This is a genomic window from Massilia forsythiae (assembly GCF_012849555.1).
Classification (GTDB): domain Bacteria; phylum Pseudomonadota; class Gammaproteobacteria; order Burkholderiales; family Burkholderiaceae_D; genus Telluria; species Telluria forsythiae.
Map to the genome: position 1 here is coordinate 5614231 of NZ_CP051685.1, position 16593 is coordinate 5630823.

Here is a 16593-nt window from a genome sequence, read left to right on the forward strand (position 1 = left end):
CGCATGCTGCAACGCGTCACAACAATCCTTTGCTGTTGCCCGTTTGCTATCCTACAATCGCTCACGATGCACCCGGCGTAAGTACTTGTCCGCGGCGCCGGCGTACGACAAAAAACACGCAACGTACACAACGGAGACAGCAATGGATTTCAGAACGAAAGCATTGGTTGCAAGTGTTGTACTGGGGTGGTCGATGTCCGCCATGGGCGCCGAACCGATCAAGATCGGGGTGTCCGGCCCGTTCACCGGCGGGTCGGCGCCGATGGGCGTGTCGATGCGCGATGGCGTCAAGCTCGCCGTGGCTGAGATCAATACCAAGGGCGGGGTGCTGGGGCGCCAGTTGCAGATCGTCGAGCGCGACGACGAAGCCAAGCCCGAGCGCGGCGTGCAAATCGCCCAGGAACTCATCAACAAGGAAAAGGTGGTGGCCACCGTCGGCTACATCAACACCACCGTGGCGCTGGCATCGCAGCGCTTCTACCAGGACGCGCGCATCCCGGTGATGAACAACGTGGCCACCGGTTCCGTGATCACCAAGCAGTTTGCCGCCAAGCCGGAAAACTACGTGTTCCGCAATTCCGCCAACGACACCATCCAGTCCGCCATGATCGTCGAGGAAGCGGTGACGCGGCGCGGCTTCAAGAAGGTGGCGATCCTGGCCGACTCCACCAGCTATGGCCAGCTCGGCCGCGAAGACCTGGAAAAGGCGCTGGCCGCCAAGGGCGTCAAACCGGTCGCCGTGGAAAAGTACAACCTCAAGGACGTCGACATGACGCCGCAGCTGCTCAAGGCCAAGGGCGGCGGCGCCGAGGTGGTGCTGACCTACGGCATCGGCCCGGAACTGGCGCAGATCGCCAACGGCATGGAAAAGCTGAACTGGAAGGTGCCGATGATCGGCAGCTGGACGCTGGCGATGGCCAACTTCATCGACAACGCCGGCAAGAACGCCGAAGGCACGCGCATGCCGCAGACCTTCATCCAGGAAGCCGACTCGCCCCGGCGCAAGGCCTTCATCGACGCCTACGTGAAAACCTACAACCCGCCGGCCGGGCGCATGCCGTCCGCCGTCTCGGCGGCGCAGGGCTACGATTCCGTCTACCTGCTGGCCGCCGCCATCAAGCAGGCGGGCAGCACCGACGGGCCCAAGGTGCGCGCCGCGCTGGAAGACCTGAACGAGCGCATCGAGGGCGTGGTCGCTACCTACAGCAAGCCCTACAGCAAGACCGACCACGAAGCGATCGACTTCAACAATACCCGCTTCGGCGAAGTGCGCGGCGGACGCGTGGTGGTCGCCAAGTAAGGCCGTCGTCGTCGTGCGTGCGCCGGCCGCGGCACGCACCGGCTCGTCGAACGGCGGCCCTGGTACCCGGCCGCCTCGTCGCTCCAGTCCTGTCGTCCAAGGGGAAGCAAGCATGGAAATCCTGTTGCAGCTGGTGTTCAGCGGGATCGCGCTCGGCATGATCTACGCCGTCATCGCGTTCGGCTACCAATTGACCTTCGCCACCTCCGGCACCCTCAACTTCGGCCAGGGCGAGGCGCTGATGCTGGGCGCGCTGGTCGGCCTCAGCCTGGCCGGCAGTATCCACGGCGGCCCGTACCTGAACTATTGGCTGGCGATCCCGATCGTGATCGCCTTCGGCGCCCTGCAGGGCGCGCTGGTCGAATGGATCGGCGTGCGCCCGGCGATCCGCCAGAAATCCGAGTTCGGCTGGATCATGTCCACCATCGCGCTGGCGATCATCTTCAAGAACGTGGCCGAGAACATCTGGGGCAAGGAAGACATGCCCTTCCCCTCCCCGCTCGACTCGACCCCGCTGCAGGTGCTGGGCGCCAACGTGCAGCCGATGCAGCTGGCGGTGGTAGCCGGGGCGCTGGCGATCATGCTGGCGGTCGAGCTGTTCAACCGCAAGTCGATCTATGGCAAGGCCGTGGTCGCCACCGCCAACGACCGCGACGCCGCCGGCCTGATGGGCATCGACACCGGCCGCGTGATCACCTTCTCGTACGCGCTGTCCTCGGCCACCGCCGCCTTCGCCGGGGTGCTGGTGGCGCCGATCACGCTCACCGGCGCCACCATGGGCGCCTCGCTCGGCCTGAAGGCGTTCGCGGTGGCGATCATCGGCGGCCTGACCTCGGGCCTGGGCGCCATCGTCGGCGGCCTGATCATGGGCATCGCCGAGACCGCGGCCGGCTACTACATCTCGACCGGCTACAAGGACGTGCCCGGCCTGCTGCTGCTGCTGCTGGTGCTGGCGGTGAAACCGTCCGGCCTGTTCGGCAAGGCCGCCATCAAGAAGGTATGAGCATGGACACGACAAAACCCGTCGAGGCGCAGGGCGCGCCTTCCGCGGTGATGCGGCCGCGCGGCGCGCTCGTCGCCGCCGCGCTGGGCGTGGCGGCGCTGGCGCTGTTCCCGCAGCTGGTCACCAACCCGTACTACGTGCACCTGGTCGAGACCATCCTGATTTACGCGATCCTGCTGTTCGGGCTGGACATCGTGGTCGGCTATACCGGCCAGGTCTCGCTCGGCCACGCCGGCCTGTTCGGTGTCGGCTCCTACGTCACCGGCGTCTTGATCGTCACGCTGGGCGCGCCCTGGTATGTCGCCATCCCCGCCAGCATCGGCGGCGCCGCGCTGTTCGGCGCCATCCTGGCGCTGCCGGCGCTGCGCGTCACCGGCCCCTACCTGGCGATGGTGACGCTGGCCTTCGGCACCATCGTGCAGATCCTGATCAACGAGATGTCCTTCCTGACCCAGGGGCCGATGGGGATCACGCTGTCCAAGCCCACGACGTTCGGCGAGCCGCTCGGCGAGACCGGCTATTTCTACATGGTGGCGGCGTGCATGGCGGTCTCGCTGCTGGTGGTCGACCGCCTGCTGACATCGCATTTCGGGCGCGCTTTCGAAGCGCTGCGCGACAGCCCGATCGCCTCCGACTGCATGGGGGTCTCGGTGTACCGCTACAAGGTGATCGCCTTCGTGGTCAGCGCCGCCTTCGCCGGCCTGGCCGGCAGCCTGTACGCGTATTCGGAACAGTACATCGCGCCCAATACCTACAACTTCGAGCTGACCATCCTGTTCCTGCTGGCGGTGATCATGGGCGGACGCAAGAGCCGCGTCGGCGCGCTGCTCGGCGCCGCCATCGTGGTCATGCTGCCCAGCCTGCTGGCCGACATCGACCTGTTCCGCAGGATCGCGCTGGCGGCGCTGGCGCTGGCCGTGGCAGGCGCAGGGTTCGCGCTGGAGCGCCGGCACCGGGACGGCGGCGCGGCCGAGGGCGCGCGGCTGCGCAAGCTGGCGGTGCCGGTCGCGGCCACCGCCGCCCTGGCCTTCTTTGCGTACCGCCTCGACAGCATGGTCGACTGGCGCCTGACCATCTTCGGCCTGATGACGCTGTTCGTGGTGTACTACCTGCAGGACGGCATCGTCGGCTTCGCGCGCAGCCTAGCCGGACGCGCACGCGTGCATGCCGCAGCGCCGCCGGCCGGCGCGGGCGCGGACGTGGACGTGGACGCGGGCAGCGTCGACGCCTTCGGCGGCAGCCCGGCCGCGCCCGGCGCGCAGCCTGCCGGCGCCGATGGTCTCGAGGCCGAGCTGCTGCGCGTCGAGCAGGTCTTGATGCAGTTCGGCGGCCTGAAGGCGCTGAACCGGGTCGACCTGCAGGTGGCGCGCGGCAGCGTGCACGGCCTGATCGGCCCCAACGGTTCCGGCAAGAGCACGATGATGAACGTCCTCACCGGCATCTACAAGCCGACCGCCGGCCAGGTGGTGTTTTGCGGCGCGCCGATCGGCGCAAGCACGCCGTCGCAGATCGCGCTCGGCGGCATCGCCCGCACCTTCCAGAACGTGCAGCTGTTCGGCGAGATGACGACGCTGGAAAACGTGCTGGTCGGCCTGCACCACAGCTTCCGATCGACCTGGCTGGACGCCATGCTGCACACGCCGCGCCAGCGCCGCGAAGAAGCCGCGGCGCGCCGGCGCGCGCTGGCGATCCTGGACTTCACCGGACTGGCGGCGCTCGCCGGCGAGGAAGCGCGCAACCTCCCCTACGGCAAGCAGCGCCTGCTGGAGATCGGCCGCGCGCTGGCGCTCGACCCGCGCCTGCTGCTGCTGGACGAACCGGCCGCCGGCCTGACCGCGCCCGACATCCGCGAACTGATGGCGATCATCCGCAAGATCCGCGACCACGGCGTGACCATCGTCCTGATCGAGCACCACATGGACGTGGTGATGGCCTTGTCCGATACCGTCACCGTGCTCGACTTCGGCCAGAAGATCGCCGAAGGCACGCCGGCGCGGGTACAGTCGGACCCGAAAGTGATCGAAGCCTATCTCGGCGGCAGCAGCGACGCCTCCGCCGCCGCCTGAGGAGAACCCATGCTGTCGATACAGAACCTGCACGCCGCCTACGGCAAGGTCGACGTGCTGCACGGGATCTCGCTGGACGTCCCGAAGGGCAAGCTGGTGACGCTGATCGGCTCCAACGGCGCCGGCAAGACCACCACCATGCGCGCCATCTCCGGCATGATCAAGCCGCGCAGCGGCCGGGTGCAGCTGGACGGGCGCGACATCGCCGGCCTGGATTCGCACCGCATCGCGCGCGCCGGCCTGGCCCATTCGCCGGAGGGCCGACGCGTGTTCGCCACCATGAGCGTGACCGACAACCTGCTGCTGGGCGCCTTTGCGCGCTTTACGCGCGCGCGGCCGAAGGGCGACATCGCGCGCGACCTGGAACGCGCGCTGGAACTGTTCCCGCGCCTGAAGGAACGGCGCACGCAGCTGGCCGGCACCCTGTCCGGCGGCGAGCAGCAGATGCTGGCGATGGCGCGCGCGGTGATGCTGAACCCGGAGGTCGTGCTGCTGGACGAACCGTCGATGGGACTGGCGCCGATCCTGGTGGACGAGGTATTCCGCATCATCGCGCGCCTGAAAGCGGAAGGCGTGACCATGCTGCTGGTGGAGCAGTTCGCGCAGGCGGCGCTGAACGTGGCGGATTACGGCTACGTGCTGGAGAACGGGCGCATCGCGGTGCATGGAGCGGCGGAAAGCTTGCGCAACGATCCGAAGGTGGTGGCGGCCTACCTGGGTGGCGGACAGGCGCACTGACACGGCGCCGAGGCGAATGAGCGCCGCGCGAATGAATGGCGTGCGCCATCAAATTCGTCAATCATGTACATTTTTATAACCGCTGCCGCGATCGTGCCCATACGCGATTCGCGCAGCCTGGCCATCCTTATTCACCATCAGCGAGAGCAAGATATGTCCGACAAAAACGCGAAAGACAACCAGAAAGACAAAGACAACCACATCGTCCAGGAATTCGGCGCATTGCAGCCGGTCCGTATCGGCCTGGATGCGGAAGTCCGTACCAAGAGCGTGCAGGCCCTGAACCGCCTGCTGGCCCACACCATGGCCATGCGCGACGCCTACAAAAAGGCCCACTGGCAGACCGCCGGCGCCACCTTCTACGAACTGCACCTGCTGTTCGACAAGCACTACGAAGAGCAGGCCGAATTGATGGATTCGATTGCCGAGCGCATCCAGACCCTGGGCGGCGTGACGATCTCCCTGCCGGGCGACGTCGCCAGCGAATCGGAAATCGCGCGCGCACCGCGCGGCCGCGAGACCGCGCGCGCCCAGCTCGACCGCCTGGCCAACGGCCACGAAACCATCCTGCTGGATGCGCGCCCGCTGGGCCGCGAAGCCGACGACAACGGCGACGACGGTACCAACGACCTGATCGTCAGCGAAATCGTGCGCACCAACGAACTGCAGAGCTGGTTCATCGTGCAGCACCTGTCGCGTCATTCGGAGCTGGGCGATACGCAGTCGCCGTCCAACAAGGGCTGATTCCCGCCCCGATCGGCGCCGGCCCCTCGACCTGCGCCAGCCGAAAGCCCCGTGCTCGACGAGCATGGGGCTTTTTCATGCGTCGCGGCTTTGGCCGAATGCATCGCAGGAACCGATACCGCTTCGTGTATGGGACGCGGAAAAAAAGTCATTCGTGGATTCCTGTCGCCTGGGGCACCATGGGCTTGGCGCGTCCGCCCGTGGGCGTGCCGGAGACAATCACCGCACACCTACAACGAAAAGGACGGTCACCATGCGATTCACACTCCCCTTCAAGCAACTCGCCGCGCTCGGCAGCCTGGGCCTCGCCTGCCTCGCGCCCCTGCCGGCCGCGCAGGCGGCCACATGGACCCTGTCGGGCGACCTGGTCACGCACGACCCGAGCATGTTCGTGGAAGGCAGCACCTGGTGGGTATTCGAGACCAGCGACACCGGCCTCGGCGTGAAGTATTCCGCCGACGGACACAAATGGACGCAAGGCGTGAGCCTGTTCGGCGGCGGCCTGTCGTGGTGGGGTGCGTACAACGGCAATACCAAGAGCGCCTGGGCGCCCGACATCCACGTGTGGAACGGCAAGGCGATCGTCTACTACGCCGTGTCGACCTTCGGGTCGCGCCATTCGGCCATCGGGCTGGCCACGGCGACCTCGATCGCCAAGGGCGACTGGGTCGACCGCGGCGTCGTCCTCAGTTCGAACACCAGCGACGACTTCAATGCGATCGACCCGAACTTTTCGGTGGATGCCTCCGGCCAGCCGTGGCTCACCTACGGCTCGTGGTCGACCGGCATCTACACCGTGCGGCTCGACGCCGGCACCCTTAAGCCGAGCGGGTCGCGCTATCGCCTGGCGGCCGACAGCACGGGAATCGAAAACGCCTTCGTCATGCGCAACGGCGGCTATTACTACCTGTTCGTCTCGAAGGGAACCTGCTGCGACGGCGCCAACAGCACCTACCGCATCGCCTACGGACGCTCGACCAGCATGACCGGGCCGTATCTCGACAAGAACGGCGTGAACATGGTGAACGGCGGCGGCACGGTCCTGGAGGCCGGCGCCGGCCGCTGGATCGCGCCGGGCGGCGAATCGGTGGCCAACGGGGCGATGATCCGGCACAAGAAGGACAGCACCAACAACTACACGCCGATCATGTTCATCAGCGACCTGGCGTTCTCGAACGGCTGGCCGACGTTCTGAACCATGAGGCGCCCCGCATCCACAACCGGGCCGGTGGGACGCGCCGGCCTTGCCGTGGCCATCGCGGCGCTGTGCGCGGCGGCGCTGTACCGGCACGACGGCGCCATCCCGGACGCGCCGCGCCAGGCGCAGCCCGGCCCGGCACCGACGCCTGCGGCGCCGACCGCGCAGCCGCCGGCGCCGCTCCCCTCTCCGTCCGCGCAACTGTTCACCACGGAAGACGGCAGCCTGATCGTCGACCCGGGCCTGCTCGACACGATCGAATTTTTCCTGGTCGTCCATCCCGGCCGGGGCATCGCCGGGTTGAACGACTTCCTCGCGCAGCGCTTGCCTGCCGCGGCGCGGCGCGAGGCGCTACGGATCGCAGCGGACTATCAGGTCTACATGAAGGAATACGACGCCGTCCTGGCTGCGCATAATCTGCAGGCGCATGCCGTGCCGGTGGCTTCGGTCGACCTGGCCCGGATCGACGCCTGGGCCCGGCAGCGCAGCCGCCTGCGGCAAACGATGTTCGGCATCGACGTTGCACGCCGGTGGTTCGACAACGACGACGTGCGGCTGGCGCAGGCCATCGAGGAATTGCGGCATGGCGCGACGGCGGCAGGCGCAACGGAACCCGGTCCCGATCCGCGCCATGCGCCCGGGCCGGCGCTGTTGCGCGACGAAGCCGCGCAACGCGCGTTGTACCTGCAGCGCCTGCTCGACGATGCGACCACCAGTTTCCGAGAACGCCTGGGCCGCTAGATGCCGGTTTTACGCCGCCAGTTGCCGGATCGCCGCCACCAGCGCATCAAGATCGGCCGGCGCCGTGTACAGGTGCGGCGTCACCCGCACGCATTCCTCGTCCCCGATATAGCGCGCCACCGTGAAGATGCGGTGCTGCGCCATCAGCCGCTCGGCGACGTCCTGGACCGCCATCCCCTCCACCTGGAAGCTGCCGATCGCGCAATGTCTGTGCGGATCGCGCGGCGTCAGCACGCGCACGCGCGGCAACGCGCGTACCCGCTCCATCCAGTAGCCGGCCAGCCAGCGCAGGCGCGCCTCCTTGTTGCGCGCTCCCACGGCGTAGTGGAAATCGAGCGCATCCTCGATCGCCATGACCGGCGCCGGCGGCACCGCGCCGAAGTGCCCCAGCTTGTCGATGTCGCCGGCGGCGTGGCCGACGTCGCCGTACAGCGGCGCGATGTCGGCGATGCGCTCGCGCGCGATGTAGAGCAGCCCGGTCCCCAGCGGCGCCCCGACCCACTTGTGCAGGTTGAAGGCGGCGAACGGCACGCCCAGATCGGGCAAGCGGTAGTCGAGCTGGGCCAGCGAATGGGCGCCGTCGGCGAGGACGTCGACGCCGTGCCGGCGCGCCATGGCGGCGATCTTCGCCACCGGCATGACCTGGCCGGTGCGGTGCACGATGTGCGTCACCAGCAGCAGGCGCGTGCGCGGCGCGATCGCCCGTTCGTAGCGCGCCACGATGGCCTCGTCGCCGTCCGGGTCGAGCGGCACGTCGACATACGACAGCGCCAGCTCCTTGCGCGCCGCCAGCATCTGCAGCGTGTCGAGCGCGCTGTCGTAGTCGTGGCGCGCCAGCAGCACGTCGTCGCCGGGCGCGAACGGATAGCCCTGCAGCAGGATGTTGAGCGACTCGACCGCGCTGCGCGTGATCAGGAGTTCGTCCGCCCCCACCCCGGCAAAGGCGGCCAGCGCCGCCTTGACGCGCGCCAGCCGTTCGGGAAAACGCACGCGCAGGAAGTAGCCGGTTTCGGCGTCGACCTGGTCCTGGTAGCGGCGCAGCGCCCGGCGCACCGGGTCGGCCGGCATGCCGAAGTAGCCGTTCTCCAGGTTGATGAAGTCGGGCGACGGCGAGAATTGCGCGCGCACCGCGCCCCAGAAGGTGTCGTCGTCCGGCGCCACGTCGGCGCCGGGTGGGTAGGCGGGATGGATCGGTGGCGGCAAGCGTGGCTCCGGCTGGTGTCGGGAAAACCTTATCTTAACCCGGCGCCGCCGTGCCGCAATCGGACGCGCCGAGCCGCGCTCCCAGCATCAGCGCCGCCGCCACGTTGCGCGCCGCCGTGCGCACATTGTCCTGCGCCGCCGCCAGCGCCTCGGCCACGGTACACGGCCGGCTCACCGCCGCGAACACGGCGTCGATGCCGTGCGCGTGCACCGCATCGGCGTCCGGCGCCAGGCAGCCGCCGATGGCGATCACCGACTTGCCGTGGCGGGCGGCCACGCGCGCCACGCCCATCGGCGTCTTGCCGCCCACGGTCTGGCCATCGATGCGGCCTTCGCCGGTGACGACCAGGTCGGCGTCCTGCACGGCGGCGTCCAGGCCGACCGCTTCGGTAACGATCTCGATGCCGGGGCGCAGGCGCCCGTGCAGGAATACCACCATCGCCGCGGCGATGCCGCCGCCGGCGCCGGCGCCCGGCATGGCGGCGATGCCGCGGCCGGCAGCGTGGCCCGCATTTCCGTCCATATCGCGTTCGACGATGCGCGCGTAATGGGCCAGGTTGGCGTCCAGCTGCGCCACCATCTCCGGCGTGGCGCCCTTCTGCGGGCCGAAGATGGCGGAGGCGCCGCGCGGTCCGGTGAGCGGGTTGTCGACGTCGCAGGCGATGTGGAATTCGGCGTCGGCCACGCGCGCATCCAGCCCTGCGGCGTCGATGCGCGCCAGTTGCGCCAGTGCGCCGCCGCCGGGGCCGAGCTCGCGTCCCGCGGCGTCGAGGAGGCGCACGCCGAGCGCCTGCAGCATGCCGGCGCCGCCGTCGTTGGTGGCGCTGCCGCCCACACCGAGGATGAAGCGGCGCGCGCCCCGGTCGAGCGCGTGGCGGATCAGCTCGCCGGTGCCGCGGCTGGTGGCGAGCAGCGGGTCGCGCCTGTGCGGCGGCACGCCTTCCAGGCCGCTGGCGGCGGCCATCTCGATCACGGCGGTCGGCGTGTCGCCGGCCTCGCCGCGCTCGCCGGTCATGCCGTAAAAGGCGTCCACCGGCTCGCCCAGCGGCCCCGTCACGCGTTGCTCGACGCGGGCGCCGCCGGTGGCGTCGACCAGCGCCTGCACGGTGCCTTCGCCGCCGTCGGCGACCGGGATCTTGACGTAGTGCGCGTCCGGGAACACGGCGCGCATGCCGGCCTCGATGGCGTCGGCCACGGCCAGTGCCGACAGGCTTTCCTTGAACGAATCGGGGGCGATCACGATTTTCATGGTTAGGTCCTTTTCAGCGGTCGACCAGGCGCGCCGGCACGCGCAGCACCAGCAGCGCGCCCACCAGCAGCACGCTCGACAGGATGTACAGCGCCGTATCCGTGCTGCCGGTGGCGTCCTTGATCCAGCCGACCAGGAACGGGCTGACGAAGCCGGCCACCTGGCCCAGCGAATTGATCAGCGCCAGCCCGCCGGCCGCGGCGGCGCTGCCGAGAAAGGCCGCCGGCAGCGGCCAGAACATCGGCAGGCCGGTCAGCGCGCCCATCGTGGCCAGGGTCAGGCCGACCATCACGATCACGATATTGGTCGAGAAGTGGGCCGCCAGCAGCAGGCCCACCAGCGCCATCAGCATCGGCACCGCCAGGTGCCAGCGGCGCTCGCCGCGCGCGTCGGCCGAGCGGCCCACCGCGATAATGAACACGCCGGCGAACAGGTAGGGCAAGGCGCTCAGCCAGCCGACCGTGGTGGCGCTCTGCACGCCGAGCGCCTTGATGATCGAGGGCAGCCAGAAGTTGATCGCGTACACGCCCATCTGGATGCTGAAATAGACCAGGCCGAGCAGCCAGACGTGGCCGTTGCGCAGCACCGCGCCGAAGCTGTGCACGGCGTGGCTGCCGGCGGCGCGGCCCTGCTCGTCGCGGTCGAGCGCGGCCTGCATCGCCGCCTTTTCGTCCGGCGTCAGCCAGGATGCCTGGCGCAAGCCGTCGGAGAGGTAAAAGAACACCGCCACGCCCAGCACCACGGTGGGCAGGCCCTGCAGCAGGAACAGCCACTGCCAGCCGGCCAGGCCGCCCTGCCCGTTCTGGAAATGGCTCAGCATCCAGCCGGACAGCGGCCCGCCGACCAGTCCGGATACGGGAATCGCCGACATGAACAGTGCCATCACCTGGCCGCGCTTTTGCGCCGGGAACCAGTTGGTGAAATAAAACACCATGCCCGGGAAGAACCCGGCCTCGGCCACGCCGGTGAGGAAGCGCAGGCCGTAGAACGACAGCGGACTGGTGACCAGCATCATCGCCGCCGACAGGGCGCCCCACAGGATCATCATGATGGCGATCCAGCGGCGCGCGCCCAGCTTGTGCAGGATCAGGTTGCTCGGCACGCCGCTGGTGACGTAGCCGATGAAGAAGATACCGGCACCGAGGCCGTACACGGTTTCGCTCAGCTTGAGCGCGTCCAGCATCTCCAGCTTGGCGAAGCCGACGTTGACCCGGTCCAGGTAGTTGAACAGGTAGCAGACGAAGATGAAGGGAATCAGGCGCCAGGTGGCTTTTCTCCAGCCGCGTTCCAGGGTGGCGCGGTCGGCCATGCCGGGCGGGCGGGAGGCGCCGGCGCCGATGCTGTCGTTCATGCTGTCTCCAGGATGGTCTTGTTATACGAGCATCCATTATGACCACAAGGCCACGGCAAATCCTCGGCGCACGGCACGAGACGACGCCATTTATTCGGCGCGCCGCTTGGGCACGTGCACAAAAGCCACGTCTTCATGCAGCCGTGGATGCGCATTCCGGCAGCCGCACTCGGCACTTGGCACAAACCCGGCGATCGGCTACGCTCATGGCGCATGCGGCGATCCGGACCGCGCCCACCCTTTTCGCCATGACCGTCCTCAGCAGCGCGCTGGCGCGCGACATCGTCACCCGCACCATGCGCATCATCCCCTTCAACGTCAACGTGATGGACGCGCACGGCGTGATCCTGGCCAGCGGCGACCCGGAACGCATCGGCGAACTGCATGACGGCGCCCTGCTGGCGCTGGCCAAGCGCGCCACGGTCGACATCGACGCCGCCACCGCCCAGCGCATGCACGGCGCCCGTCCCGGCACCAACCTGCCGCTGGTGGTCGACGGCCAGCTGTGCGGCGCGGTGGGCCTGAGCGGCGCGCCGGAACAGGTGCGCCAGTTCGGCGAGCTGGTGCGGCTGACCGCCGAGATGATCCTGGAGCAGGCCGGCCTCGCCGGCGAACTGCAGCGCGACACGCGCTACCGCGAGGCGTTCGTCCTGAACCTGGTACGCGGCGATGCCGGCGCGCGTCCGGAATTGCAGGCCTGGGCGGCGCGGCTGGGCCTGGACCTCGGGCGCGTGCAGCAAGCCTGCCTGCTGACGCTGGACGGCGCCGCGCCGGCCGACCTGGCGCTGGCGGAACTCGCGCGGCTGCAGCTGGAACTGCTGGCGCGCCGTCCCGGCCTGCTGAGCGCCACGGTGTCCGCGCACGAACTGGTGATGATCGAGATGCTGGACGATGCGCCGCGCGCGCCCGGCGCCGGCGCCGATGCGCCGGACCTGCCCGCCCTGCCGCCGCTGCCGGCGCGCGCCGCGCTCGATGCCGCCGCGCGCCGCCTGCAGGCGCTGGATACGCTCGTGCGCCCGGCCTGCCGCCTGCCCTTCACGCTCGGCCTGGGCCTGGCCCTGCCCGGCATCGACGGCGCCGCGGTGAGCTACGAGAGCGCGCGCGCCGCCGTGCGCATCGGCGGCCGCCGCCATCCGCAGGAGCGCCACTTCAGCTACGACGCGCTGGCGCTGCCGGTGCTGCTGGCGGGCCTGGACGGCGGCTGGCGCGCCGCGCAGCTGCGCCGTCCGCTGGCACGGCTCGGACGCGAACGCAACGGCGCGCTGCTGCGCCGCACCCTGGAAGCCTGGTTCGCCAACGACGAGAGCGCGGCGGCGACCGCGGCGGCGCTGGGGATCCACCGCAACACGCTGGATTACCGGCTGCGGCGCATCGAGCAGGTGACCGGGCTGCTGCTGGCGCGCAGCGAGGACCGGCTGCTGTTGTACGTGTCGGCGCTGTTGAGCGAGTGAGTACCGCTGGTGGGAGCGAAGATAGCCGGTGGAAATGAAAACGGCCAATGGTAACGAAACTGCCGGTGCGGGTGTGGATCGCTTTACCGGAAGCCTATGGTAGCCCGGAACGCATGAACGTCGTCCCCGCGAAGGCGGGGACCCACCCATGCTGAGCGGGCCACTTCGAGATGCCGAATTTTGTTGCTCAGTATGGGTCCCCGCCTGCGCGCACTGTTGTCCAAGACGATCGTTGTCTCTGCCTTAAGCAGTTTTTGTTGCTAGCAGTAACGTAAAAATCATTCCTAGCCAATAACTCGTCGTTCCCGGCACTGCCGAGAACGACTCCCCGCGAAGGCGGGGACCCATACTGAGCAAGAGAATTTGGTAGCCGGAAGCAACCAGAATGTTTCAAAAATAACAATTTTTGGCGCTCGGTATGGGTCCCCGCCTTCGCGGGGACGACGGTTTTTAGGCCAGCAATACTATCTTGGACAGTAGTGCGCCTGCGCGGGGACGACGCATGGGCGGTCTCTCGCCGAAGCGCGCTCATGGCGGGCCGAACAAATCGTGCGCATCCAGGATGGCGAAGGCGATCTCCGGATGCCGCTCCAGCACCTTGCGCAGCGCCGCCGGCACCGATTGGCGCACCTTCTTGCACAGGCCCGGCCGGTCTTCCAGCACGATCAGGATGCCGCGCAGAGTGCGCACCTCGTTGGGGCCGGGCGTAATACGCAGTTCGACGCCGAGGTTGGCGCGCACGCGCTCCTGCAGGCGCTTCAGTTCGTCGTAGCTGGCCACCCGCTCGATCCGCTCCAGCAGCTTCTCTTCCTCGAGGCGCGTGAGGTACAGCGGCCGGATGTCGGCGCCGGGCGTGTCCAGCAGCTCGCGCTCGCACACGCAGGCGCCGGGCGGGCATTCGGTGCGGATCGGTATCGTCACTTGTTGCAACATGGCTCAGTCATCCTGTGATGCCGTCGATTGCCGCGAGCGGGTCTTCAGTCTATATCAAGCGTCGTCCTGCTGCCGGGCACGGGCGCAAGGGCGCTCACTCCAGCGCCTGCGGCATGGCCCGCTCCAGCATGGCCGCCATGCGCTTCCAGTGCGACCCCTTCCAGAACACGCGCCGGCAACGCTCGCAGGTGGAAAATTCGTCCTGCGCCGCGCGCACCGCCGGCGGCAGCCGTTCCAGCACCGCATCCTTGGGCACGCCGCGCAATGGCGCATTGCAGTGCAGGCACAGCGTGAACGGGCGGGCGCGCTCGGCCAGGCCATAGCGTCCGCCCACCTCCGCCAGCTGCGCCTGCGAGTGCAAGGCGCGCACGTAGCAGCCGTATTCGACGCCGCGGCGCTTGAGCAGTTCGCGGTCGCGGGTCAGCACGATGCGTTCCTCCATCATGGCGTACTCTTCGATCACGGCGTCATCGATGTCGTTGGCGTAGATGGTGTCGAACCCCGCCATTCTCAACAGCCGCGCGAGGCCGCCGAGGTGGGCGTCGGCGACGAAGCGCAGCCGTCCCGGCGGGCGCTGGCGCACGCGCACCAGCGGCGCCACGTCCAGGCGCGTGAAGCGCGGATACACCGCGACCCGGTCGCCGTCTTCCAGCAGCCGCTCCAGCGTGCTCGATTCGCCGTCGACCAGCACCAGCTCGACCTCGGTATGCGGCACGCCGAGCGCCTCGATCATGTGCTTGACGGTGGCGGCGCGCGCGCACGGCGCATCGAACGCCTGCCCGCGCCGCACGCGCGGCAGGAAATCGTTCAGTTCGTCGTAGAAGCGGAAGGTGGCGGTGACCATGGGTGGCGCGGCGCGCGGGCGCCCGGTGTTCCTAACAGGACGGGGCTTGCATTGTATCGGGACGGCGTCAATCGCGGCGCATCGGGCCGGGGCGCGCCAGCAGGCCCTGCGCCACGACCGCCAGCACCAGCAGATAGCAGGCCAGGTTGGCCACCGCGGCCGCCGCCAGCTGGGTCGGCGCGGTGGCGAGGTGGTGCGTCACCACGATCTTGTAGGCGCCGCTCAGCACGGTGGCGCCCATCAGGTACTTGGCGTGGCGCGCCAGCGGGCCGAGCCCGGTGCCGCTGGCGATCGCCGGCCGCACTAGCCGGCGCAGCGCAAAAGCCATCGGGTAGGCCAGCCACAGCGTGAAGAACAGCAGGTACAGCCATTCCAGTGCCAGCGCCACGTGCAGGCCCGGGCCGTCCGCCGGCCATGGCGCCGTTGCCGGCGCAGCGGCATGGGCCGCCGGCAGCAGCACCGAGGCGACGGTGGACGCCACCGGGCTGCCGGCCGCGCCGTAGGCCAGCCACGCGCCCGCCGCACTCGCCGCGGTGAGTGCGGTCAGGCACCAGCCGATCTGGCGCGATTGCCTGGCCGGCGGCACGGCCTCGGCCGGCACCGCCGCGGCGATCGGCAGCGCGCTGGGGTGGATCATGTCGTCCCGGCCGCGCGGGCGCGCGTCGATGCCGGTCCAGGCCCAGTACGGGCTGTCGTAGGTCTGGTCGTGCATCGGCGTTTGCGGGTTGCCCGGCTCGACGTCCGGCGACTGCACCAGCAGCCCGCAGCCGATGGCTTCGTCGACCATCCACTTCAGCGCGATCAGCGACAGGCCGTCGCGCTGGTAGGAGCCGCCGACGTCGCTGTGCACCCCGCGGAACCATTGCTGCCCGAAACTGCGGTACTGCGCCTCCGCCGCCGTGAAGCGCGGCGGGATGTAGGCGCGCGGCGCGTACTTGGCGCGGCTTTCGTGGATCGACAGCGCCTGGCGCACGTGGACGAAGCGCTTGTCTTCCAGGTCGCCGCGGTTGGTGATGCGGATGCCGCCCATGAAACCGCTGCCGATCGTCTCCACCGAATCCCAGACACCCGTGAAGTGCACCAGCGGCTGGCGCCCGGAGGAGAAATTGCGCTCGATGTCGAAGGCGAAGCCCTCGCGGTCCCTGCCGGCGCGGTTGACGGCGTGGCGGCGCGCGAAATAGGTCGTCACCATGCTCGGCATCAGCGACAGGCAGGATTCCGACACCAGGCCATACATGTTGAGCATGCCGCCCACCGCGCGCGCCGTGAAGGCGCCGCGCGAAAAGCCGAACAGGAAGATGCGGTCGCCTTCGCGGTAATTGCGCATCAAGAAGATGTAGGCATCGGCGATGTTGTCGAACACGCCGCTGCCCATCGCCAGGCCGCTCAGGAGGCGCAGCTTGCTGGCGATCCAGGCGCCGCTGTCGCCCACCGGAAACTGGTTGCTGGTGCCGACGCCGGGATCGTAGTACACCACCTGGCGGCGCGCATGCTCGACGTCGACCTGTTCCTTTTGCAGCAGGCGCAGCAGCTTCACCACGTTGGTGTCCTGGTGGTTGCCGAGGATGTTGCCGGTGCCGTCGAACAGCAGCACCAGGTTGCGTCCCGGCTGCGCGCGCCAGCCTGCGTCGGCGGCGATGCAGGCCTCCAGGATGGCCTCGCGGCCGTGCGGCGGCGGCCGTCCTTCGTCCGCGCCGGCGGGAACGGAAACCTGCTGCGGGGTGCGCGAGGCGGGCACGTGCACGGACCCGATGTGGCCGGTGGCATCCATT

At 68.9% G+C, this 16593-nt stretch carries 14 protein-coding genes; 8 read left to right on the top strand and 6 right to left on the bottom strand.

The features are described from left to right. Positions 1-202 precede the first annotated feature (202 nt). The 7 genes from HH212_RS23495 (at position 203) to HH212_RS23525 (ending at position 7790) form a co-directional block, all read left to right on the top strand. On the top strand, positions 203-1300 hold the full coding sequence (locus HH212_RS23495) for an ABC transporter substrate-binding protein (RefSeq protein ID WP_370663892.1): 1098 nt from the start codon (positions 203-205) through the stop codon (positions 1298-1300). Between the two features lie 112 nt (positions 1301-1412). Further along, positions 1413-2303, top strand: a complete 891-nt coding sequence (locus HH212_RS23500) for a branched-chain amino acid ABC transporter permease (protein ID WP_170204700.1) — start codon at positions 1413-1415, stop codon at positions 2301-2303. Between the two features lie 50 nt (positions 2304-2353). Continuing rightward, on the top strand, positions 2354-4369 hold the full coding sequence (locus HH212_RS23505) for a branched-chain amino acid ABC transporter ATP-binding protein/permease (protein ID WP_170205644.1): 2016 nt from the start codon (positions 2354-2356) through the stop codon (positions 4367-4369). A gap of 9 nt (positions 4370-4378) precedes the next feature. After that, on the top strand, positions 4379-5107 hold the full coding sequence (locus HH212_RS23510) for an ABC transporter ATP-binding protein (protein WP_170204701.1): 729 nt from the start codon (positions 4379-4381) through the stop codon (positions 5105-5107). Between the two features lie 153 nt (positions 5108-5260). After that, positions 5261-5851 (top strand): Dps family protein, encoded by a 591-nt coding sequence (locus tag HH212_RS23515; RefSeq protein ID WP_170204702.1) that lies wholly within the window; start codon positions 5261-5263, stop codon positions 5849-5851. A gap of 253 nt (positions 5852-6104) precedes the next feature. After that, on the top strand, positions 6105-7046 hold the full coding sequence (locus HH212_RS23520) for a family 43 glycosylhydrolase (protein ID WP_170204703.1): 942 nt from the start codon (positions 6105-6107) through the stop codon (positions 7044-7046). 54 nt (positions 7047-7100) lie between these two features. Beyond that, a complete protein-coding gene (locus tag HH212_RS23525) occupies positions 7101-7790 on the top strand; it encodes a hypothetical protein (protein ID WP_170204704.1) in 690 nt (229 codons plus the stop codon). Between the two features lie 9 nt (positions 7791-7799). On the opposite strand, the gene HH212_RS23530 is transcribed toward HH212_RS23525, so the two are convergent. The 3 genes from HH212_RS23530 to HH212_RS23540 are packed head-to-tail and all read right to left on the bottom strand — an operon-like array spanning position 7800 to position 11593. Further along, on the bottom strand, positions 7800-8993 hold the full coding sequence (locus tag HH212_RS23530) for an aminotransferase class V-fold PLP-dependent enzyme (protein ID WP_170204705.1): 1194 nt from the start codon (positions 8991-8993) through the stop codon (positions 7800-7802). Positions 8994-9027: 34 nt separating this feature from the next. After that, entirely contained in the window at positions 9028-10242 is a 1215-nt protein-coding gene (locus HH212_RS23535) for a glycerate kinase (RefSeq protein ID WP_170204706.1), read from the bottom strand. 13 nt (positions 10243-10255) lie between these two features. Continuing rightward, positions 10256-11593, bottom strand: a complete 1338-nt coding sequence (locus HH212_RS23540) for an MFS transporter (protein WP_170204707.1) — start codon at positions 11591-11593, stop codon at positions 10256-10258. Between the two features lie 248 nt (positions 11594-11841). Here HH212_RS23540 and HH212_RS23545 point away from each other — a divergent pair, with 248 nt between their 5' ends. After that, entirely contained in the window at positions 11842-13044 is a 1203-nt protein-coding gene (locus tag HH212_RS23545) for a sugar diacid recognition domain-containing protein (protein ID WP_170204708.1), read from the top strand. A gap of 528 nt (positions 13045-13572) precedes the next feature. Here HH212_RS23545 and HH212_RS23550 read toward each other — a convergent pair. The 3 genes from HH212_RS23550 to HH212_RS23560 form a co-directional block, all read right to left on the bottom strand. Then, a complete protein-coding gene (locus HH212_RS23550) occupies positions 13573-13977 on the bottom strand; it encodes a hypothetical protein (protein ID WP_211172402.1) in 405 nt (134 codons plus the stop codon). Between the two features lie 94 nt (positions 13978-14071). Further along, positions 14072-14821: a Mut7-C RNAse domain-containing protein gene (locus tag HH212_RS23555; protein WP_170204709.1), complete on the bottom strand. Its 750-nt coding sequence runs from the start codon at positions 14819-14821 to the stop codon at positions 14072-14074. 67 nt (positions 14822-14888) lie between these two features. Further along, complete coding sequence (locus HH212_RS23560; protein ID WP_170204710.1) at positions 14889-16592, bottom strand: T6SS phospholipase effector Tle1-like catalytic domain-containing protein; 1704 nt, start codon at positions 16590-16592, stop codon at positions 14889-14891. Position 16593 lies beyond the last annotated feature (1 nt).